The following is a 20398-nucleotide window of genomic DNA, read 5'->3' as shown; positions in this document are numbered from 1 at the left end:
CTGGAAAGCCTGCAGCTGCAACTGGGCGAACTGCCGCCCGAATTGGCGCAAAGCCTGCGACCCAGCCTCGTGGAGTTGGAGACCTTCAGCAAGACTGACCTGTTGGCCGCCGGTAAATTGGCTGGCGACCCGCAAGCGCTGTTGCTGCAAGCCGAACGTGAACTGGGCGCAAACCTGGAACAACTGAGCCAGTACGCCAGCGGCGTCAATTCCGCGGAGGCTGCGCGCTATATGTCGCCGCTGCTCGCCGCCTCGCAACATTTGGGCAAACTGTCCCTGGCCCGCGACAAGCTGGTCAGCAGCGGGCGCGCCGAGTTGGCTGCTGATGTCGAGCGGGAGGTGACTAACCTGCGAACCCAGGCCGACCTGCTCGCGCAACTGCCCCTATTGGGAATAAAGGCCAGCGCTGAATCCAACACCGATGATTTTTCCGCGCTGATGGGGCTGGAAAACACCGAAAAAACCGAAGCTCAGGACACCGGCGTCGACCTCAAGCGCGAACTCAACAGCCTGCTGACCCGCTACCCCGCCGAGCTGCAGCGCACCCGTGAACAGATCCAGCAACGCGCCGATCTCGCCGCCAGCACCCACCTTAAAATCACTAACGTGCAACAAGCCATCGCCGGCCTGGAACCCGTGGTGCGCGCGCAACATGCCAGGATCCAGGGCGAAGTACGCGTGATGCAGGGCGTGATGATTGGCCTGATCCTGCTGATCGCATTGCTGATCGACACCCTGCAACGGCGCCTGGCGCGCGTACTGACCAACCTGGCACCCGCCTTGTCGACCTGGGCCGAAGGCGACTTCAGCCAACCGATTGCCCTGGGCAAGACCAACCGTGAACTGCACGATATCGAGGCCTCCCTCAACCGCCTGCGCGCCTACCTGGTGGATTTGGTAAGCACCATCCGCGGCAATGCCGAAGAAGTGGCGGGCAGCAGCCGCGCCCTGGCCGAACTGAGCAGCGGCCTGCACGACGGCGCCGAACGCCAGGCCGGCGACACCGCGCAAATCCGTGATTCCCTGGGTGAGTTGGAAGCCACCATCCAGCAAGTTGCCGGGGATGCCAGCCAGGCGGCCGGCGCCAGCCGCAGTGCGGGCCAGGCCGTGGAGCAAGGCCAGCGTGTGATCGGCCTGAGCCTCACCGGGCTGCATGCGCTGGTGGGCGAAGTGCAGCAAAACGCGCAGATGATCGAGAAACTTGCCGAAGAGTCCGCCACCATCGGCGGCGTGCTCACGGTGATTCGCTCGATTGCCGACCAGACCAACCTGCTTGCGCTCAACGCCGCCATCGAAGCCGCCCGCGCCGGTGAGGCCGGGCGTGGTTTCGCCGTGGTGGCCGACGAAGTGCGCTCCCTGGCCCAGCGTACCGCCGGTGCCACTGCCGAAATCCAGGGCCTGATCGCCGGCCTGCAAACCGCCGCACACCAGTCGGTAGAAGGCATGCGCGCCCAGGTCGAACACGCCGAAGCCACCGCCCAGCAGGCCCAGGCGGCGGATGGCGCGCTGGATGAAATCGTCGGCGCGATCCAGACCATCTCGGATACCGCCGTACGCATTGCCGATGTGACCGCGCAGCAGAGTGGCGCCGTGAGCGAGATACGCGACAACAGTGAGCGGATTCATCAATTGGGTGAGGATAATTTGCTGCGTATTGGCCAGGGCCGTAGCCAGGGCGAGCACCTGCTGGTACTGGGCGGGCAACTGACTACCGCCGTGCAAGCCTTCCGCGTCTGACCCGATCTAATGTGGGAGCTGGCTGATCGTTCCCACGCTCCGCGTGGGAATGTCGCCCCAGACGCTCCGCATCCCGCTTTAAAGCCGTGACGCAGAGCATCACTGGATGCGTGCCCACGCGGAGCGTGGGCACGATCAGCTCCCACACTGACCAGATGCAGGGTCTTGGTCACAAATTTTGCGCAATCCTCGCTAATCGTGCCGGCTACTGCATAGAACTGGACAGTCACAAAGGCTTTGCGGCATAGTCGCCGGGTTCTGACGCACCCACACCAATAACAAGGAACAGCCAATGGCGACCTTACTGGTTCTTCACGGACCCAACCTGAACCTGCTTGGCACCCGCGAACCGGGCGTCTACGGGGCAGTAACCCTCGATCAGATCAACCTCGACCTGGAACGACGGGCACGTGAAGCCGGCCACCATTTGCTCTACCTGCAAAGCAATGCCGAGTATGAATTGATTGATCGTATCCATGCCGCGCGCGGCGAAGGCGTGGACTTTATTCTGATCAACCCCGCCGCTTTTACGCATACAAGCGTTGCATTACGTGACGCGCTGCTGGCGGTGAGCATCCCATTCATCGAAGTGCATTTATCGAACGTGCACAAACGCGAAGCTTTCCGCCATCACTCTTACTTCTCCGACGTAGCGGTAGGAGTGATCTGCGGCCTTGGCGCCAGCGGTTACCGACTGGCCCTGGAGGCCGCCCTGGAACACATTGAAGAACAGGCTAAACGCCCCTGACCGACCCTTGGGAGTTGATGATTCATGGATATCCGTAAAGTTAAGAAACTGATCGAACTGCTGGAAGAATCCGGTATCGACGAGCTGGAAATCAAGGAAGGCGAAGAGTCCGTACGGATCAGCCGTCACAGCAAGACCCCGGCCCAACAGTTCTACGCGCCACAGATGCAAGCACCGGCTCCAGCCGCTGCAGCTCCGGCTGCCGCGCCTGCCGCCGCCACTGCACCTGCCGCCCCAGCCGCGCCTGCGCTGAACGGCTTCGTGGTCAAGTCGCCAATGGTCGGTACTTTCTACCGCACCCCGGCACCGACCTCGCCAGCCTTCGTTGAAGTGGGCAAAACCGTGAAAGTGGGTGACACCATCTGCATCGTTGAAGCGATGAAAATGATGAACCACATCACCGCGGAAAAAGCCGGCGTCATCGAATCCATCCTGGTAGAAAACGGTCAGCCGGTTGAGTACGACCAGCCGCTGTTCACCATCGTTTGAACCGCGGAGCGCCTTCGATGTTGAAACCTGCGAAGAAACTGCAAAAAGTCCTGATCGCCAACCGCGGCGAGATCGCGCTGCGTATCCTGCGCGCCTGTAAGGAAGAGGGCATCAAGACCGTCGCTGTTTACTCGACGGCCGATACCGAATTGATGCACGTGAAGCTGGCGGACGAAAGCATCTGCATCGGCCCGCCACTGGCCACGAACTCGTACCTGAAAGTCTCGAACATCATCGCTGCGGCAGAAGTGACCGGCGCCGATGGCATCCACCCCGGCTACGGCTTCCTCGCGGAAAACGCCGATTTCGCCGAACAGGTGGAAAAATCCGGGTTTGCCTTCATCGGCCCGAAAGCCGAAACCATTCGCCTGATGGGCGACAAGGTCTCGGCCAAGGACGCCATGATCGCGGCCGGCGTGCCCACCGTTCCAGGCTCCGACGGCCCACTGCCTGAAGACGAGGAAACCGCTCTGCGCATTGGTCGCGAAGTCGGCTACCCGGTGATCATCAAGGCCGCCGGTGGCGGTGGTGGTCGCGGCATGCGCGTGGTGCACAAGGAAGAAGACCTGATCGAAGCCGCCAAGCAGACCCGCTCCGAAGCGGGCGCCTGGTTCGGCAACCCGATGGTCTACCTGGAGAAGTACCTGACCAACCCACGTCACGTGGAAGTCCAGGTACTGTCCGATGGCCAGGGCCACGCTATCCACCTGGGCGACCGCGATTGCTCGCTGCAACGTCGCCACCAGAAAGTCCTGGAAGAAGCTCCGGCTCCGGGCCTGGATGAAAAGGCGCGTCAGGAAGTCCTGGCACGCTGCGTCAAGGCTTGCATCGATATCAACTACCGTGGTGCCGGCACCTTCGAGTTCCTCTACGAGAACGGCCGTTTCTACTTCATCGAGATGAACACTCGTGTGCAGGTAGAGCACCCGGTATCGGAGATGGTCACCGGTATCGACATCGTCAAGGAGATGCTGAGCATCGCCGCCGGTAACGTGCTGTCGTTCACCCAGGACGACGTGAAGATGCACGGCCACTCGCTGGAGTGCCGCATCAACGCCGAAGACCCGAAAACCTTTATCCCAAGCCCTGGCCTGGTCAAGCATTTCCACGCGCCCGGCGGCAACGGCGTACGTGTGGATTCGCACCTGTACAGCGGCTACAAGGTTCCGTCCAACTACGACTCGCTGATCGGCAAGCTGATCACCTGGGGCGCCACTCGCGACGAGGCCATGGCCCGTATGCGCAACGCCCTGGACGAAATCGTGGTCGACGGCATCAAGACCAACATCCCGCTGCATCGGGATCTGGTTCGTGATGAAGGCTTCTGCGAAGGTGGTGTGAACATTCATTACCTGGAACACAAGCTGGCCAACCAGTAAGTGCTCCACCCAACAAAGCCGCCTTCGGGCGGTTTTGTTGTTTATGGGCCACCGACCCCCGATCGTTCCCACGCTCCGCGTGGGAACGATCGTCGGCGCAGTCGTCTTCTGGCTTGCTCTCGCGTAAACTTGCGCGCTTTCGCGGCCTGCCCGCCGCACATTCATTTTTTTCAAAGGTGCCCGCCATGCCTTGGCTGCAAGTCCGTCTCGCCATCAGCCCAGAACAAGCCGAAACCTACGAAGACGCGTTCCTCGAAGTGGGTGCCGTGTCGGTGACCTTCATGGACGCCGAAGACCAGCCGATCTTCGAGCCGGAACTCAATACCACGCCGCTGTGGTCCCACACCCACTTGCTGGCCCTGTTCGAAGACGGCACCGACGCCGCTGCCGTTCTGGCCCATATGGAACTGCTCACCGGCAGCCCGCTACCCGAGCATCACAGCGAAGTCATCGAAGACCAGGACTGGGAACGCAGTTGGATGGATAACTTCCAGCCCATGCGCTTCGGCCAGCGCTTGTGGATCGTGCCAAGCTGGCACGCTGCTCCTGAGCCAAACGCCGTCAACCTGCTGCTGGACCCGGGCCTTGCGTTCGGTACCGGCACGCACCCGACCACCGCCCTGTGCCTGGAATGGCTGGACGGCCAGGACCTGACCGACAGCAACGTACTGGACTTCGGCTGCGGCTCGGGGATCCTGGCCATCGCCGCCCTGCTGCTGGGCGCCAAGGAGGCCGTGGGCACCGATATCGACGTGCAGGCCCTGGAAGCCTCCCGCGATAACGCCGGGCGCAACAACATTGCCGAGGGCAAATTCCCACTCTACCTGCCTGAGGACCTGCCCCAGGTTCAGGCCGATGTGCTGGTGGCCAATATCCTCGCCGGGCCACTGGTGTCGCTGGCGCCGCAACTGTCGAGCCTGGTCAAGCCGGGCGGGCGCCTGGCGCTGTCGGGCATCCTCGCCGAGCAAGGTGAAGACGTGGCTGCGGCCTACGCCAAGGACTTCGAGCTGGACCCGATCGCCAACCGTGATGGCTGGGTACGCATCAGCGGTCGTCGGCGCTAGAATGAGCGCTTGCCTGAATCGGATGGCCGCATGACCGACAGTTTCGTCACCCAGTGCCCACATTGCCAATCGCGTTTTCGCGTCAACCACGCTCAGCTGAGCGTGGCTCGCGGCGTGGTGCGTTGCGGCTCGTGCCTGCAAGTATTCAACGCCGCTCGCCAGTTGCTGGAGCAACGGGCCCAGGCGTCTGCGCCGGAGCCTGAAGTGCCGACCACCGCCGAGCCGGCCGCCGAACCGACTGTCGAAATGCCTCCCCCGCCACCGCGGGCCATCAGCCAGAAGCAGTGGACGGCCGAAGAGCTGGACCTGGATAACCTGGACAAGGAACTGGCCAGGCTGGAACGTCGCGAGATCCAGCACACCCAGGCAGTGGGCGCAGAACGTCGCCAGCCAGGCGCCGACCGTCGGCAAAAGGAAGAGTCCTTCAGTGCCAGCCGCGACACGGTCAAGGCCGAGGAAGAAAAATGGGCGGCCAGCCTGTTCAGTGAGCCACCCGAAGAGCGTGCACAGGCACCAGAAGAAGAGCCCGAGCCGGTTAAGGCACCTGCGTCCAAACAGCGCACCGAACCGTCCATGTCTGCCCACGTCGACGAACTCGATGACGAACCAGCTCTGCACGCCACTACCGTGGATGACGACCTCGACCCGCCGCTGACACCCACCCGCGACGAGCACGATGAGCCTGAACCCGAAGACCGCGCGTTCGCGCGACGCAAGCGCGCGCGAACGGAGGCCGGTGTACACGATGAGTTGCTCCAGGACCTGGAAGACGACCCCCTGCACCTGTATGCGCAGAAGCGTCCGTCAGGCTGGGGTCGCCGTCTGCTCTGGATATTGTTGGTCGTACTCGCCGCCGCCGGCCTGGCCGGCCAGTACATCGCCTACCAGTTCGACGACCTGGCCCGCCAGGACGCCTATCGCCCGTGGTTCCAGACGCTATGCCCGAAACTGGGGTGCACCGTGCCATCGCGGGTCGACATTACCCATATCAAGAGCAGCAACCTGGTGGTGCGCAGCCACCCCGAGTTCGCCGGGGCACTGGTGGTGGATGCCATCCTCTATAACCGCGCGACCTTCTCCCAGCCCTTCCCACTGCTGGAGCTGCGCTTTGCGGACTTGAACGGCGGCCTGATTGCCAGTCGTCGCTTCAAGCCCGCCGAATACCTGAGCGGCGAGTTGGCCGGCGTGAGCGAAATGCCCTCGCAGACGCCGATCCACATCTCCCTGGACATCCTGGACCCCGGCAACAAAGCCGTGAATTACAGCCTGAGCTTCCATTCACCCGAGTGAAACGGCGCGCCCACCGAGGTTTGACGGCGGATTATTGACTTGGCCATCGTCAACCAAACCGATGGCGATAAAAAAATAACTGTTCAGATTTTATCCAATTCAGCCTTTAACCCGTCATCGAGAGCGGGTATCATGCCAACCCTTTTTCGAACTCTAATGATCCGGCCCCACAACAGGGAAGTCCTATGTCGGCGGTACGCATCGGCCCATACACATTGCAGAACGGCTTGATCCTCGCCCCGATGGCGGGTGTCACCGACCAGCCCTTTCGTCAGCTGTGCAAGCGTTTGGGCGCGGGTCTAGTAGTCTCTGAAATGGTTACCAGCGACATGAGTTTGTGGAACACCCGCAAGTCGCGGATGCGCATGATCCACGAAGGTGATCCCGAGCCACGCTCGGTGCAGATCGCCGGTGGCGATGCGCAGATGCTGGCGGATGCAGCCCGGGCCAATGTGGAGCTGGGTGCACAGATCATCGATATCAACATGGGCTGCCCGGCCAAAAAGGTCTGCAACAAGGCCGCCGGTTCCGCGCTGTTGAAAGATGAGCAGTTGGTCGCCGAGATCCTGCAGGCCGTTGTCGGCGCAGTAGATGTACCGGTGACCCTGAAGATTCGTACCGGTTGGGACCGGGACAACAAGAATGGCCTGACGGTGGCGAAGATCGCTGAACAGGCTGGTATTGCAGCGCTGGCGGTGCATGGCCGCACCCGCGCCGACCTTTACACCGGTGAAGCCGAGTACGACACCATTGCCGCGATCAAGCAGGCCGTGTCGATGCCCGTCTTTGCCAATGGCGACATCGACAGTGCCGAGAAAGCCCGGCGCGTGCTGCACGCGACCGGTGCCGATGGTTTGTTGATTGGCCGGGCCGCCCAGGGGCGGCCGTGGATTTTTCGTGAAATCGAGCATTTCCTGCGTACTGGTGAAGTCTTGCCGGCACCAGAGTTGGTCGAGGTGGAACGTATTCTGCTAGAGCATCTGGCCGCCCTGCACGCCTTCTATGGGGACGTGATGGGAGTACGCATTGCTCGCAAGCATGTCGGCTGGTATCTCGCCACCTTGCCGGGCGCCAAGGAATTCCGCGCTCAGTTCAATCGTTTGGATGAAACGCAGGCACAGGTCGCCACCGTTCGTGAGTTCTTCGCCGGACGCGACAAGAGCCTGGGAACAGGGGATGGAGAAGGGGTGGCCGCATGACGATGATGACCGAGACTTTAGTGAGTGGAACAACACCCGTGAGCGACAACGTCAATTTGAAACAGCACCTCAACACGCCGAGCGAAGAAGGCCAGACCCTTCGCGGGAGTGTCGAGAAGGCGCTGCACAATTATTTCGCCCACCTTGAGGGCGCTTCCGTCACGGATGTGTACAACCTGGTGCTCTCCGAAGTCGAGGCGCCCTTGCTCGAAAGCGTGATGAACTACGTCAAGGGCAACCAGACCAAAGCCAGTGAGCTGCTGGGCCTCAACCGTGGCACCTTGCGCAAAAAGCTCAAGCAGTACGATTTGCTGTAAGCATTCAATCAAACCAGAAAGGCGCCCGCGTAAAACCGGTCGCCTTTTTTGCTGACTTCCTTTGCTTTTGATGGAAATTGAGATGACCGACCAGACCACCCGCCTGCCGATCCGCCGTGCCTTGATCAGTGTTTCCGACAAGACCGGGATCCTTGAATTTGCCCGGGAGCTGGAAGCCCTGGGTGTGGAAATCCTCTCCACGGGCGGGACCTTCAAACTGCTGCAGGACAACGGCGTGGCCGCAGTGGAAGTCGCGGACTACACCGGTTTCGCAGAAATGATGGACGGTCGCGTCAAGACCCTGCACCCGAAAATCCACGGCGGCATCCTTGGCCGTCGCGGCATCGACGACGCCATCATGACCGAGCACGGCATCAAGCCGATCGACCTGGTGGCCGTTAACCTCTACCCGTTCGAAGCCACCATCAACAAGCCAGGCTGCGACCTGCCGACCGCCATCGAAAACATCGATATCGGCGGCCCGACCATGGTGCGCTCGGCCGCCAAGAACCACAAAGACGTGGCCATCGTGGTCAACGCCAGTGACTACGCCAACGTCCTGGAAAACCTCAAGGCCGGTGGCCTGACCTACGCCCAGCGCTTCGACCTGATGCTCAAGGCGTTCGAACACACCGCCGCCTACGACGGCATGATCGCCAACTACATGGGCACCGTGAACCAGGCGGCTGACACCCTCAGCACCGAAGGCCGCAGCCAGTTCCCGCGCACCTTCAACAGCCAGTTCATCAAGGCCCAGGAAATGCGCTACGGCGAGAACCCGCACCAGAGCGCGGCGTTCTACGTGGAAGCCAAGCCTGCCGAAGTGGGCATTGCCACCGCGACCCAACTGCAAGGCAAAGAACTTTCCTACAACAACGTGGCCGATACCGACGCCGCGCTGGAATGCGTGAAGAGCTTCGTCAAACCGGCCTGCGTGATCGTCAAGCACGCCAACCCGTGCGGCGTGGCCGTCAGCCCGGACGCTGAAGGCGGTATCCGCCAGGCGTACGAACTGGCCTACGCCACCGACACCGAATCCGCATTCGGCGGCATCATTGCCTTCAACCGCGAACTGGATGCCGAGACCGCCAAGGCCATCGTCGAGCGCCAGTTCGTCGAAGTGATCATCGCCCCAAGCGTCAGCGAAGAAGCCCGCGCCATCGTCGCCGCCAAAGCCAACGTGCGCCTGCTGGCCTGTGGCGAGTGGTCGGCAGACCGCGCCGCGGCCTGGGACTACAAGCGCGTCAATGGCGGCCTGCTGGTACAGAGCCGCGACATCGGCATGATCGGCAGCCAGGACCTGAAAGTCGTGACCAAGCGCGCGCCGACCGAGCAAGAGATCAACGACCTGATCTTCGCCTGGAAAGTGGCCAAATACGTCAAGTCCAACGCCATCGTCTACGCCAAGAACCGCCAGACCATCGGTGTCGGCGCTGGTCAGATGAGCCGCGTGAACTCGGCGCGTATCGCCGCGATCAAGGCTGAGCACGCCGGTTTGCAGGTGGTGGGTTCGGTGATGGCTTCCGATGCATTCTTCCCGTTCCGTGACGGCCTGGACAACGCTGCAAAAGCCGGCGTGACCGCCGTGATCCAACCGGGCGGTTCGATGCGTGATGCAGAAGTCATCGCCGCCGCTGATGAAGCTGGCATTGCGATGGTCTTCACCGGCATGCGCCACTTCCGCCACTGATTGATCGTTCCCACGCTCCGCGTGGGAACGCAGCCAGGGACGCTCCGCGTCCCTCGGACGCAGAGCGTCCGTAGAGGCATTCCCACGCAGAGCGTGGGAACGATCATCCTAACGAGGTTTTTGAAATGAATGTTTTGATCATTGGCAGCGGTGGCCGTGAACACGCCCTGGCCTGGAAAGTAGCCCAGGACCCACGCGTGCAGAAAGTCTTCGTGGCCCCCGGCAACGCCGGCACCGCCATCGAAGCCAAGTGCGAAAACGTCGCCATCGACGTGCTGGCCCTGGAGCAACTGGCAGATTTTGCCGAGAAGAATGTTTCCCTGACCATCGTCGGCCCGGAAGTGCCACTGGTGGCAGGCGTCGTCGATCTGTTTCGCAGCCGTGGCCTGGACTGCTTCGGCCCTACCGCGGGCGCCGCCCAGCTGGAAGGCTCGAAAGCCTTCACCAAGGACTTCCTGGCTCGCCACAAGATCCCCACGGCCGACTACCAGAACTTCACCGAGATCGAGCCGGCCCTGGCTTACCTGCGTGAGAAAGGTGCACCGATCGTGATCAAGGCCGATGGCCTGGCTGCCGGTAAAGGCGTGATCGTCGCCATGACCCTGCAGGAAGCCGAAGACGCCGTGCGCGACATGCTCGCCGGCAATGCCTTTGGTGACGCCGGCTCGCGGGTGGTCATCGAGGAATTCCTCGATGGCGAAGAAGCCAGCTTTATCGTGATGGTCGACGGCAAGAACGTATTGCCGATGGCCACCAGCCAGGACCACAAGCGCGTCGGCAACGGCGACAGCGGCCCGAACACCGGCGGCATGGGTGCCTACTCCCCGGCACCCGTCGTAACCGCCGACGTGCACCAGCGCGTCATGGACCTGGTGATCTGGCCAACCGTGCGCGGCATGGCGGATGAAGGCAACGTATACACCGGTTTCCTCTATGCCGGCCTGATGATCGACAAAGCAGGTAACCCCAAAGTCATCGAGTTCAACTGCCGCTTCGGCGATCCGGAAACCCAACCGGTGATGCTGCGCCTGCAATCGAGCCTGGTGCTGCTGGTGGAAGCCGCCCTCGCCCAGGCCCTGGACAAGGTCGAAGCGCAGTGGGACCCACGTCCTAGTGTTGGGATTGTGCTGGCGGCCGGTGGCTACCCTGCCGACTACGCCAAGGGCGATGTGATCGAAGGCCTCGACGCCGCCGCTGCGCTGGAAGGCAAGGTGTTCCATGCGGGCACCGCGCTCAAGGACGGCAAAGTTGTAACCGCCGGTGGCCGCGTATTGTGCGCCACCGCGATGGGTGCCAGTGTCGATGCCGCGCAACAACAGGCCTACAAACTGGCGGCGAAAATCGACTGGAAAGGCTGCTTCTACCGCACCGACATTGGCTACCGTGCCATTGCCCGCGAACGTGGTGAGAACAACTGAGCAGCTACACTTGCAGTAGCTATCCGTTCGGTTAGGTAAGGGCCTTTGGCCCTTGCCGTACCCTGTCGCCCCGCGCATAGTTAACCCGTGCATCCACCTACCGAAGGGATTTCGCCGTGCGCTGGCTCAGGATCGCCATAGGTTTCACAATCAGTCTACTGACCCTGCTCTGCTTGCTACCGGCCCAGGCCGCCGCACAAGGCAGTGGCTGGGCGGTATTGCTTGATGAACAGGCCGACCTGCAACTGAGCGACATCCGTTCCGCCCGCTATACCAATCAATTCAGCCCCATCGAACTGGACCGGATCACTGCCGCGCAGCCGGACGGTGCGTTGTGGGTGCGCTTCAGGCTGCAACCCGGCAAGCACGAACAAGTGCTGCGGGTGTTTGCCCCGGACCTGTCCAGCCTGAGCCTGTACGTGCTGGACGGCGACACCCTGGTGGAGCAGCAAATCACCGGCACTCGCCAACCCCAGGCTGAGCGCCCGTTGCCCAGCAGTGACTTCATGTTACCGATGCCCCAGAGCCCGCGGCCCCTGGAGGTGTATTTGCGCCTGGTCTCGGAACACGAACTGCGCCCTTACATCACCCTGGAACCGGCGGTGCTGGCCGCTGCCAACCAGAACCAGACATTGATCTACGGTCTGCTGTTCGGCGTGCTGTCGATGCTGATCCTGCACAACCTCACGCGCTTCGCCTACCACCGCTCGCGCAGTAGCCTGTGGCTGGCCGCGTGCGAATTCCTGTTGATGCTCAGCCTGGCGCTACTGCTCAACCTGGTGGGGCCGTGGCTGCCGAACTGGCACGCGATCCAGACCCCTGGCGCCTACCTGGCCCTACTGCTGACCGCACCCTGCGGGTTGATGTTTGCCTACCGCTTTTTCATGCCACTGGGCCCGCACCCGCTGAATAAAGTGTTGATGGCGGACATCCTGCTGATCGTCCTGTGCGGCTTGCTGTTGTTGTTCGTCAACACCTTGCCGCTGAACATCATCACCTATGCCCTGGTCGCGCTGGCGGGCCTGAGCATGCTGTTCGTCTCGGCCTATCATTGGCAAAAAGGCTACCGCCCGGCGCGCTTGTTCGTGGCGGCGATGGTGGTGTTCAACATCGGCACGCTGATCATCCTGCCCGCCCTGCTCGGCCTCACCCTGGTGGCGCCACAAGGCCTGATCGTCACCCTGCTGAGCTTTATCTGCCTCAGCGGCCTGCTGATGAGCCTGGCCCTCGGCGAGCGCCAGCGCGCCATTGTCGAAACCCGCTTCAGCCTGAGCCGCGACCTGGCGGCCAGCAACGCCGAAATCGCCGCCAAGGCCGAGTTCCTGGCGAAGATCAGCCACGAAATCCGCACGCCCATGAACGGTGTGCTGGGCATGACCGAGTTACTGCTGGGCACGCCGTTGTCGGTGAAGCAACGCGACTATGTGCAGACCATCCACAGCGCCGGTAACGAGTTGCTCACCCTGATCAACGAAATTCTCGACATTTCCAAGCTCGAATCCGGTCAGATCGAACTGGATGATGTGCAGTTCGACCTCAATGCATTGATCGACGACTGCCTGAGCATCTTCCGCGCCAAGGCCGAGCAGCAGAATGTCGAGCTGATCAGCTTTATCCAGCCTCAGGTGCCACGGGTGATCAGCGGTGATCCGACGCGGCTGCGCCAGGCGCTGCTGAGCCTTTTGGAAAACGCCCTGCACAAAACCGATGAAGGCGAAGTGCTGATCGTCGTCGCCCTGGATGAGCGCAGCCCCAAGCCACGCCTGCGCATTGCCGTGCAAGACAGCGGCGTGCCCATGGAAGCCGCCGAACGCGACGCCCTGCTGCACAGCGAACTGCACAGCAAGAACTTCCTCTCGGCGACGCGTTTGAGCGGCCACCTGGGCCTGGTCATTGCCCGCCAATTGATCCTGTTGATGAACGGCGAGTTCGGCATCAAAAGCGGCAGTCACCAGGGCAGCACCCTGTGGCTGACCCTGCCCCTGGACCCGGAACGCCTGGAGCATCCGACCAGCGACCTCGACGGCCCGCTCAAGGACGCCCGCGTACTGGTGGTGGACGATAACGACACCTGCCGCAAAGTGCTGGTTCAGCAGTGCACGGCCTGGGGCCTGAACGTCAGCGCCGCGCCTTCGGGCAAGGAGGCCCTGGCGCTGCTGCGTACCAAAGCGCACCTGCGTGATTACTTCGACGTGGTGCTGCTGGACCAGAACATGCCCGGCATGACCGGCATGCAACTGGCGGCGAAGATCAAGGAAGATCCTAGCCTGAACCACGACATACTGCTGATCATGCTCACCGGCATCAGTAACGCGCCGAGCAAGATCATTGCGCGCAACTGTGGGATCAAGCGCATTCTCGCCAAGCCAGTAGCGGGTTATACCCTCAAGACCACCCTGGCCGATGAGCTGACCCAGCGCAGCAAAGGCGCCCTCGTTGCACGCCCGGCCCCCAGCGCACCGGCAGCCATTACCGTGCCCAGCGATTTCCGCATCCTGGTAGCCGAAGACAACAGCATCTCCACCAAAGTGATTCGCGGCATGCTCGGCAAGCTCAACCTCAACCCGGACACCGCCAGCAACGGCGAAGAAGCGCTGCAGGCAATGAAAGCCCAGCGTTATGACCTGGTATTGATGGACTGTGAGATGCCGATCCTCGATGGTTTCTCCGCCACGCAGCAACTGCGGGCGTGGGAAATCAGCCATCAACGCGTGCGCACGCCGGTGGTGGCGCTTACCGCGCATATCCTGTCGGAACACAAAGAACGCGCACGCCAGGCGGGCATGGACGGGCATATGGCCAAGCCGGTGGAACTGTCGCAACTGCGCGAGCTGGTGGACTACTGGGTGGCGCAGCGCCAACAGCGCCCTGAGCACAGCACCCTTTCCTGATGATCGTTCCCACGCTCCGCGTGGCAACGCCGCCCGGTAAGCTCCGCGTCCTGCTTGAACGCGACGCAGAGCGTCACTGGATGCATTCCCACGCAGAGCATGGGAACGATCAGCAGAGCGCGGGAACGATCAGCCAGCTCCCACATTTGATCTGTGTCGGATAGACTCCTCCACACTTTCCCCGCCCGCGAGCCGCCCCCATGCTCCATGTGTTGTTCAGCGTTTACCTGAAGATGCTGGTGCTCTACAGCCCGTTCTTTGTGCTGTCCTGCTTTATCAGCCTGACCCGTGGCTACTCCAGCAAGGAGCGTCGGCGCCTGGCGTGGAAAGTTGCACTGGCCACCCTGGTATCGAGCGTGTTGCTCTACCTGTTCGGTCGGGTAATTTTCAGCGTGTTCGGCATTACCGTGGATGCGTTCCGTATCGGCGCCGGCAGCGTGTTGTTTATCTCCGCATTAGGCATGGCTCAGGGCAAGTCGGCGGTGCAGACCGACAACGTGCAGCAGGACGTGACCATCGTGCCGCTGACCATCCCGCTCACCGTCGGCCCCGGCACCATTGGCGCCTTACTGGTGATGGGCGTCAGCCAACCGCACTGGGACGATAAGCTCACCGCCATCCTCAGTATTGCCCTGGCCAGCCTGACAGTGGGCGTGGTGCTGTACCTGTCCAACCGTATCGAACGCATTCTCGGCGACCAGGGCTTGCAGATTGTCAGCCGGTTGATGGGCCTGTTCGTCTGCGCCCTGGCCGCGCAAATCATTTTTACCGGGGTACGCGGCTACCTGGTGCCCTAGATCCGGTATTTGGCGATAGCCATTTCCACTTTGTCACCGGCGCTTTCGCGCATCAGTTGGATGGTTTTCTCGTTGACCATCGAGGTACTGAGCACCAGGCAAGTCTGCCCGCTGAAGGCCTCGAACGAGGAGCTGTCCCACTCCAGGAAGGGCAGGCCCACCTGTTTATCCACACCATGGGTGCTGTAGGTCACCAGCACCATGATCAACTCGCCGTCTGTTTCAGCGCAGGAGGCCAGGCCGAAATCGCCGCCCTCACGCACCGCGCAATTGCGCTTGAACAGCTCGAAAGACGCTGGCTGGCGCTTCAGTGTGTCCAGCGCATCGGCGGCCAGCTTTGGCAATGCGCTGAGCAGTGGCCCGGACAGCGCCGTCGACGTCAGCATCGAGGCGATGATATTCAGCGCCGCCAGTTGCACCGTCAGGCCCTTGCCCGCACGCGAGACTCGCTCAAAGCGACTGCGCAGCGGCAGCCACCCCAGGCTGACCATCACCTTGATAAATTCCTCGTACCACGCCTCGCTGCCTCGCTGGACGTTCAGCACATCGCTCACATAACTGCTGGCCAGCAGATAGCTTTTGCGCACGTATTCCCGATTCAACGCCGACAAGCCTTCGGCAAACGAAATCACGCCGTTGTTGACCACGGCCGCATTGCAATCATCCTCGCTATCCAACACTGCCGTGGCCTGCCTGGCAGGTGCGCCCGGTAACTTGTAGGCGGCAATCAACTTGCGCCTTTTTTTGCTGTTGATCCTTTTGTGACGTCGCTCCATTTTCTGTTCTCCACAAGCACCCCACATGGGGCTTGCTTCCACACTAGTCCAGGGAGCGGCGGGGTTTCCATGCGACAAACATCCCTTGGCCTGCCCCGCCCAAAACCAGCGTCCAGCAATGACAAGGCGCGGCGGGCAGGCGTGCGGTTTTCATCGCATAAAAAAGAAAAAGCTCCGAACAACGCCAGGGGAATCCCTGGGATATTCGGAGCTTTCCGGCAGCCAACGGGGCTGTTTCAGGAGTTGGGTTTGTTGCCATACCAACGTGGCGTGTACACCCACTCGCCGCCACCCGCACGCGGGAACACACAAGTGGTGGATGAACCGATCAGTACCATGGTGCGCATGTCCACCTGCTCGGGCGTCAGTTGCCCCAAGGTGGTGACGCGCAGTGTCTGGCCTGGGCGGCCGATGTCACGGCCCAGCACCACTGGCGTCTGTGGCGTGCGATGCAGCGCGACGATTTCCAGGGCGCGCCCCAGTTGCCAAGGCCGCGACCGCGAGATCGGGTTGTAGAACGCCAAGGCCAGGTCGGCCTGGGAAGCCAGGTCCAGGCGTTTTTCGATGATAGACCAAGGCTTGAGGTTATCCGACAGCGACATCACACAGAAGTCATGCCCCAGCGGCGCGCCTGCCTGGGCGGCGGTGGCCAGCGAGGCGGAGACCCCTGGCAGGATTTCCAGGTCGACCTGATGCCAGGCCGGCTCGCTGGACTCGTGCAGCGCCTCGATCACCGCCGCGGCCATGGCGAATACACCCGGGTCACCAGAGGACACCACCACCACCGAGCGGCCTTGCGCAGCTAGCTCGAAGGCGTGGCGGGCGCGCTGCATTTCTTCGCGGTTGTCGGTGCAGTGTTGCACTTGATCGTCACGGAATGGCCCGGCCATGCGCACGTAGGTTTCATAGCCCAGCACATCGGTGCAACGCGCCAGTTCCGCCTTCACCGCCGGCACCATCAGTTCTGCGGCGCCGGGGCCCAGGCCAATCACCGCCAGCCGCCCGCGCGGGCGCCCAACCTGTGACAGGTCCAAGGGCTGCTCGGCCACGGTAATACTGATGTCCGCAACGGGTGTCAGCGCGGCAAAGCGCAACGGTACACCCAAGGCCGACGCGGCCTCATGCAAGGACGCGTCAGCCATCTGCAGGTCGCTGGCCAGCAAGCAGGCCAGGGATTGCACGGCCACGCCCGCCTCCTGCAACGCCGTGCGCACACGCTCGGCCAATTGCGCACCCGGCCGGCAGGTAACGTAGACATTCTGCGGGTAAATCAGCAACTCGTTGGCTGTCGGTGTGCGCTCGGCACTGCCTACATGAATCGCCAGGCGCGCTTGTTGATCCTGAGGCAGGTTAGCGTCCTCCAGCCATGGCGCCGTGCCTTCGATGCGCACGCTTTCGCCGGCCAGAAGGTCGGAGACAAAGCGTTTGCCCAACTCGATGTCGGCCAGTTGATAACCCGCTGGCGGGTTGAGCAGGCAGGTGCCAAAACGCAACTCGCCGCTGGTGGTGATGGCGGCAGACACGCCGAGTGCTGCGCCAATGTCGCGCGCCATCAGGTTCACGCCACCCAGGCCACCGAGCAACGGCACCACCGCGCTGCCGTCTTCGGCCACGGCCAGCACGGCGGGCTCTTCGCCCTTTTCCAGCAGCAACGGCGCCAGGGTGCGGATCACAATGCCCGCGGCGCACAGGGCAATCAGTGGCGTGCCCTGCTGATAAAGCTGACGCAAGGTCGCGCCGAATTCGCTGTAGGTGCGGTCTGCACCTTCAACCCGTGTGGCCAAACCGTGGATCAACGCGCCGGGGTAAACCTGCTGAAGCTTGCGCGCAGTCGCCAGGCTGCCCTGGCCCAGAATCACAATCGCCGGGGTCATCAACCTTGCCACCGTTCACCGGGCACGATGATCAGTGAGAAATACGGCGACGACATCGGCTCCACCTGATCCAGCGGCACGATCTTCTGGTTGGCCATGGTCGCGCGTTCCACGTACAACGCCCGCTCGGCCAGACCCAGTTCTTCCAACACCTGGCGCACTTTCGGAAAGTTGCGCCCCAGCTTCATGATCACTGCGGCATCGGCATCCGCCAAGCGGCGCTTGAGGTCCTCGTGGGGCAACACGCCCGAGAGCACCGACAAGCTCTGGTTGCGATACACCAACGGCGCGCCGAGTACCGAGGCACCACCGAGCATCGAGCACACGCCTGGAATCACCTCGGCGTCGTAGCGCTCGGCCAGGCGGTCATGCAGGTACATGTAGGAGCCGTAGAAAAACGGGTCACCTTCGCAGATCACCGCCACGTCGCGGCCCGCGTCCAGGTGCGCGGCCACGTCGAGGCTGGCGTTGTCGTAGAAGTCGCTGATCACTTGCTCGTAGGACAGCGGCGCGGGCAGCACTTCAGTGGTCACCGGGTACACCAGCGGCATCAGGGTCTGTTGCGGCACCAGGTGGTCCTCGATGATGCCGAAGGCGTTGCCCTTCTTGCCCTTGGCCACGAAGTACGCCACCACCGGCGATTCGCGCAGCAAGCGCAGAGCCTTGACGGTGATCAGTTCCGGGTCGCCGGGGCCTACGCCCAGGCCAAGCAAACGTCCGCGCACCTGCATTATTCGACCTCCGTGGCCAGGGCATTGACGGCGGCGGCAGCCATGGCGCTGCCGCCCAGGCGACCTTGCATGATCACGAACGGCACCCCACGGCTGTCAGCGGCGAGCATGGCCTTGGATTCGGCGGCGCCGACAAAACCCACCGGGAAACCGAGGATCAACGCCGGTTTCGGCGCGCCGGCGTCGAGCATTTCCAGCAGGTAGAACAACGCGGTCGGCGCGTTGCCGATCACCACCACGCTGCCCTCCAGGTGCGGGCGCCACAGCTCAAGGGCGGCGGCGGAACGGGTGTTGCCCAGCTCCCGCGCCAGCTCCGGCACGCTGTCGTCACGCAGGGTGCAGATCACCTGGTTATTGGCCGGCAGGCGTGTGCGAGTCACGCCTTCGGAGACCATCCGCGCATCGCACAGAATCGGCGCGCCAGCGGCCAACGCGTCACGCCCGGCCTTGCCGGCCCCTTCGGAGAATTGCAGGCCGTCGATGGCTTCGACCATGCCGCACGCATGAATCACCCGCACCGCGAGTTTTTCCAAATCAGCCGGGATGCGGTCCAACTTGGCTTCCGCGCGAATAATGGCGAAGGAGTTGCGATAGATCTCCTGACCGTCGCGGATGTAATCAATCATCGGTGTTGCTCCGTGGACGAGCGCGCAACAGGGCGCCCGCCGCTTCAATGGAAAGAGTGCGCGCGTGCAGCCGGCCAAAACCAGGCTGGGCTGCATCGCGAAAATAGAGGTCGTAGTGGCCGGGGCTCACCGCCAGCAAGGTGACTGGCGCGGTGTGCGCGGCAGCACAGGAGCGCGGGCAGCCGGACAGATGCACCTCAACGCCCGATTGCAGAGCGGCCAGTTGCACGGCGTCAGCCTTGGTGTCGGCCAGGCCTTTTGCGCAGCCGCTGGAACCGGTGCAGGCAATCATGCGCGCCAGCGGGTGGCCGAGCGAGCAGATAAAGCCCAGTTGCGCCAGGCGCTCGGTCACGGCGTGAGGCTTTTCGACGTTGGGCACCAGCACACCTTGCCAGGGGGTGAAGCGCAAGGTGCCGTCCCCATAGTCGCTGGCCAGTTGTGCGGCGCCCTTGAGCATCGTCGGGTCCAGGCGGCCCAAGGGCGCGAGGGCGGCGACGTAGAACTGATTCTTTTGCACTTGTGGATAAGTGCCCACCTGGAGCGACGCGTCGCTGGGCGGGCGTGTGAAGCCGTCGGCTGGCAGCAACGGCAAGCGCAAATGGCTCAATACGTTATCCACAGGCAAATGACGCATACGCATTTGCTCTGGGGTGGCGAGGTCCAGAAAGGTTTCCAGCACAGCCACTACCAACTCAAGGCCTTGGCCCAATGGCACGGCGGCCAGGGGCGCATCCAGGCCCGGACAGCCGGCCAGGCCGAACGCGAGCAGGGTTTCGCCGTGGCGTACGAAGGCCGATAACCACAGGTCGTGGTGATGTTCGAGCATCGCCAGGTCCTCGCCACCATCGAGTTGCACCGCGAACTTGGCCGACAACTCATGGAAACGCGGATGGTTCTCCAGAGTGGCGAGGATCTGTGCGGCCAGCGGGCGGGTGTCGAACAGCATCTGCGGGTCGATGCCGGCGCTGGGGCTGAGCATCAGGTTGCGCACGTCGTCACCGCCCGCGTTGCTGGGGCCCAGGCCCGCCGCCAGCAGCCGGGCGATCAACGCCTCCTGCTCGGCGCCGATGCCGCGGATCTGCAGGTTGGCGCGGTTGGTCGCCTCGATCACCCCGCCCGCATACGCCTGGGCCGCGTCCGCCACGGCGTGGGCCTGGGCGGCAGTGATCGCGCCGCCCGCCAATTTGACTCGGCAAATGCCGCCGTCCAACGCCTGCACAATACGCAGCAACCCCGGACAAGCCGAGGGGCGCAAGGTATTCACAGCGGGCGTTGGGTTCACGGGGCTACCGGTTGACGGGTAAAGGCGCGGTATTATGCCTGCTTTGTCCGGCGGCATGAAAAGCCTGCCCGTCGGATGTCGTTCAAGGAA

16 protein-coding genes and 1 pseudogene are annotated in these 20398 nt (G+C 62.6%); 12 read left to right on the top strand and 5 right to left on the bottom strand.

All coding sequences use genetic code 11. The annotated features are described in order from the left end of the window. Positions 1-1221 precede the first annotated feature (1221 nt). The 12 genes and pseudogenes from GH769_RS29535 to GH769_RS27985 all read left to right on the top strand — a co-directional run. Positions 1222-1737 (top strand): annotated as a pseudogene (locus tag GH769_RS29535) (methyl-accepting chemotaxis protein); the annotation flags it as partial. 292 nt (positions 1738-2029) lie between these two features. After that, positions 2030-2485, top strand: coding sequence for a type II 3-dehydroquinate dehydratase (gene aroQ / locus GH769_RS28035; protein ID WP_014716732.1), 456 nt, complete (start codon positions 2030-2032; stop codon positions 2483-2485). A 24-nt stretch (positions 2486-2509) separates the two neighbouring features. Beyond that, complete coding sequence (accB, locus tag GH769_RS28030; RefSeq protein WP_014716731.1) at positions 2510-2974, top strand: acetyl-CoA carboxylase biotin carboxyl carrier protein; 465 nt, start codon at positions 2510-2512, stop codon at positions 2972-2974. Positions 2975-2991: 17 nt separating this feature from the next. Further along, positions 2992-4353: an acetyl-CoA carboxylase biotin carboxylase subunit gene (gene accC / locus GH769_RS28025; protein ID WP_003188188.1), complete on the top strand. Its 1362-nt coding sequence runs from the start codon at positions 2992-2994 to the stop codon at positions 4351-4353. Positions 4354-4538: 185 nt separating this feature from the next. After that, entirely contained in the window at positions 4539-5417 is an 879-nt protein-coding gene (gene prmA, locus GH769_RS28020; RefSeq protein WP_014716730.1) for a 50S ribosomal protein L11 methyltransferase, read from the top strand. A 30-nt stretch (positions 5418-5447) separates the two neighbouring features. Then, on the top strand, positions 5448-6707 hold the full coding sequence (locus GH769_RS28015; RefSeq protein ID WP_032904014.1) for a DUF3426 domain-containing protein: 1260 nt from the start codon (positions 5448-5450) through the stop codon (positions 6705-6707). A 185-nt stretch (positions 6708-6892) separates the two neighbouring features. Next, positions 6893-7906, top strand: a complete 1014-nt coding sequence (gene dusB / locus GH769_RS28010) for a tRNA dihydrouridine synthase DusB (protein WP_003188182.1) — start codon at positions 6893-6895, stop codon at positions 7904-7906. After that, a complete protein-coding gene (gene fis, locus GH769_RS28005) occupies positions 7903-8223 on the top strand; it encodes a DNA-binding transcriptional regulator Fis (protein WP_002555375.1) in 321 nt (106 codons plus the stop codon). Before dusB ends, fis begins: the two co-directional genes overlap by 4 nt. Positions 8224-8305: 82 nt before the next feature. After that, a complete protein-coding gene (purH, locus tag GH769_RS28000) occupies positions 8306-9913 on the top strand; it encodes a bifunctional phosphoribosylaminoimidazolecarboxamide formyltransferase/IMP cyclohydrolase (protein ID WP_014716728.1) in 1608 nt (535 codons plus the stop codon). A 125-nt stretch (positions 9914-10038) separates the two neighbouring features. Further along, complete coding sequence (purD, locus tag GH769_RS27995; protein WP_014716727.1) at positions 10039-11331, top strand: phosphoribosylamine--glycine ligase; 1293 nt, start codon at positions 10039-10041, stop codon at positions 11329-11331. Between the two features lie 116 nt (positions 11332-11447). Then, positions 11448-14222, top strand: a complete 2775-nt coding sequence (locus tag GH769_RS27990) for a hybrid sensor histidine kinase/response regulator (protein WP_019818278.1) — start codon at positions 11448-11450, stop codon at positions 14220-14222. 200 nt (positions 14223-14422) lie between these two features. Then, on the top strand, positions 14423-15019 hold the full coding sequence (locus GH769_RS27985) for a MarC family protein (protein WP_003171467.1): 597 nt from the start codon (positions 14423-14425) through the stop codon (positions 15017-15019). On the opposite strand, the gene GH769_RS27980 is transcribed toward GH769_RS27985, so the two are convergent. The 5 genes from GH769_RS27980 to cobG form a co-directional block, all read right to left on the bottom strand. Next, positions 15016-15795 (bottom strand): hypothetical protein, encoded by a 780-nt coding sequence (locus tag GH769_RS27980; protein ID WP_032904016.1) that lies wholly within the window; start codon positions 15793-15795, stop codon positions 15016-15018. The two genes, GH769_RS27985 and GH769_RS27980, sit on opposite strands and share 4 nt — an antisense overlap. A 236-nt stretch (positions 15796-16031) precedes the next feature. Next, a complete protein-coding gene (gene cobJ / locus GH769_RS27975) occupies positions 16032-17669 on the bottom strand; it encodes a precorrin-3B C(17)-methyltransferase (RefSeq protein ID WP_032904018.1) in 1638 nt (545 codons plus the stop codon). Then, positions 17669-18400 (bottom strand): precorrin-2 C(20)-methyltransferase, encoded by a 732-nt coding sequence (locus GH769_RS27970; RefSeq protein WP_019818281.1) that lies wholly within the window; start codon positions 18398-18400, stop codon positions 17669-17671. The genes cobJ and GH769_RS27970 overlap by 1 nt, the downstream gene beginning before the upstream one ends. Beyond that, positions 18400-19026, bottom strand: a complete 627-nt coding sequence (locus GH769_RS27965) for a precorrin-8X methylmutase (RefSeq protein WP_014716722.1) — start codon at positions 19024-19026, stop codon at positions 18400-18402. The genes GH769_RS27970 and GH769_RS27965 overlap by 1 nt, the downstream gene beginning before the upstream one ends. Further along, a complete protein-coding gene (cobG, locus tag GH769_RS27960; protein WP_032904020.1) occupies positions 19019-20365 on the bottom strand; it encodes a precorrin-3B synthase in 1347 nt (448 codons plus the stop codon). Before cobG ends, GH769_RS27965 begins: the two co-directional genes overlap by 8 nt. Positions 20366-20398: the final 33 nt, after the last annotated feature.

The sequence above is a fragment of the Pseudomonas sp. CFSAN084952 genome, assembly GCF_009648855.1.
In the GTDB taxonomy this organism is placed as follows: Bacteria; Pseudomonadota; Gammaproteobacteria; order Pseudomonadales; family Pseudomonadaceae; genus Aquipseudomonas; species Aquipseudomonas paracarnis.
This window is presented reverse-complemented; position numbering and strand designations above follow the sequence as displayed.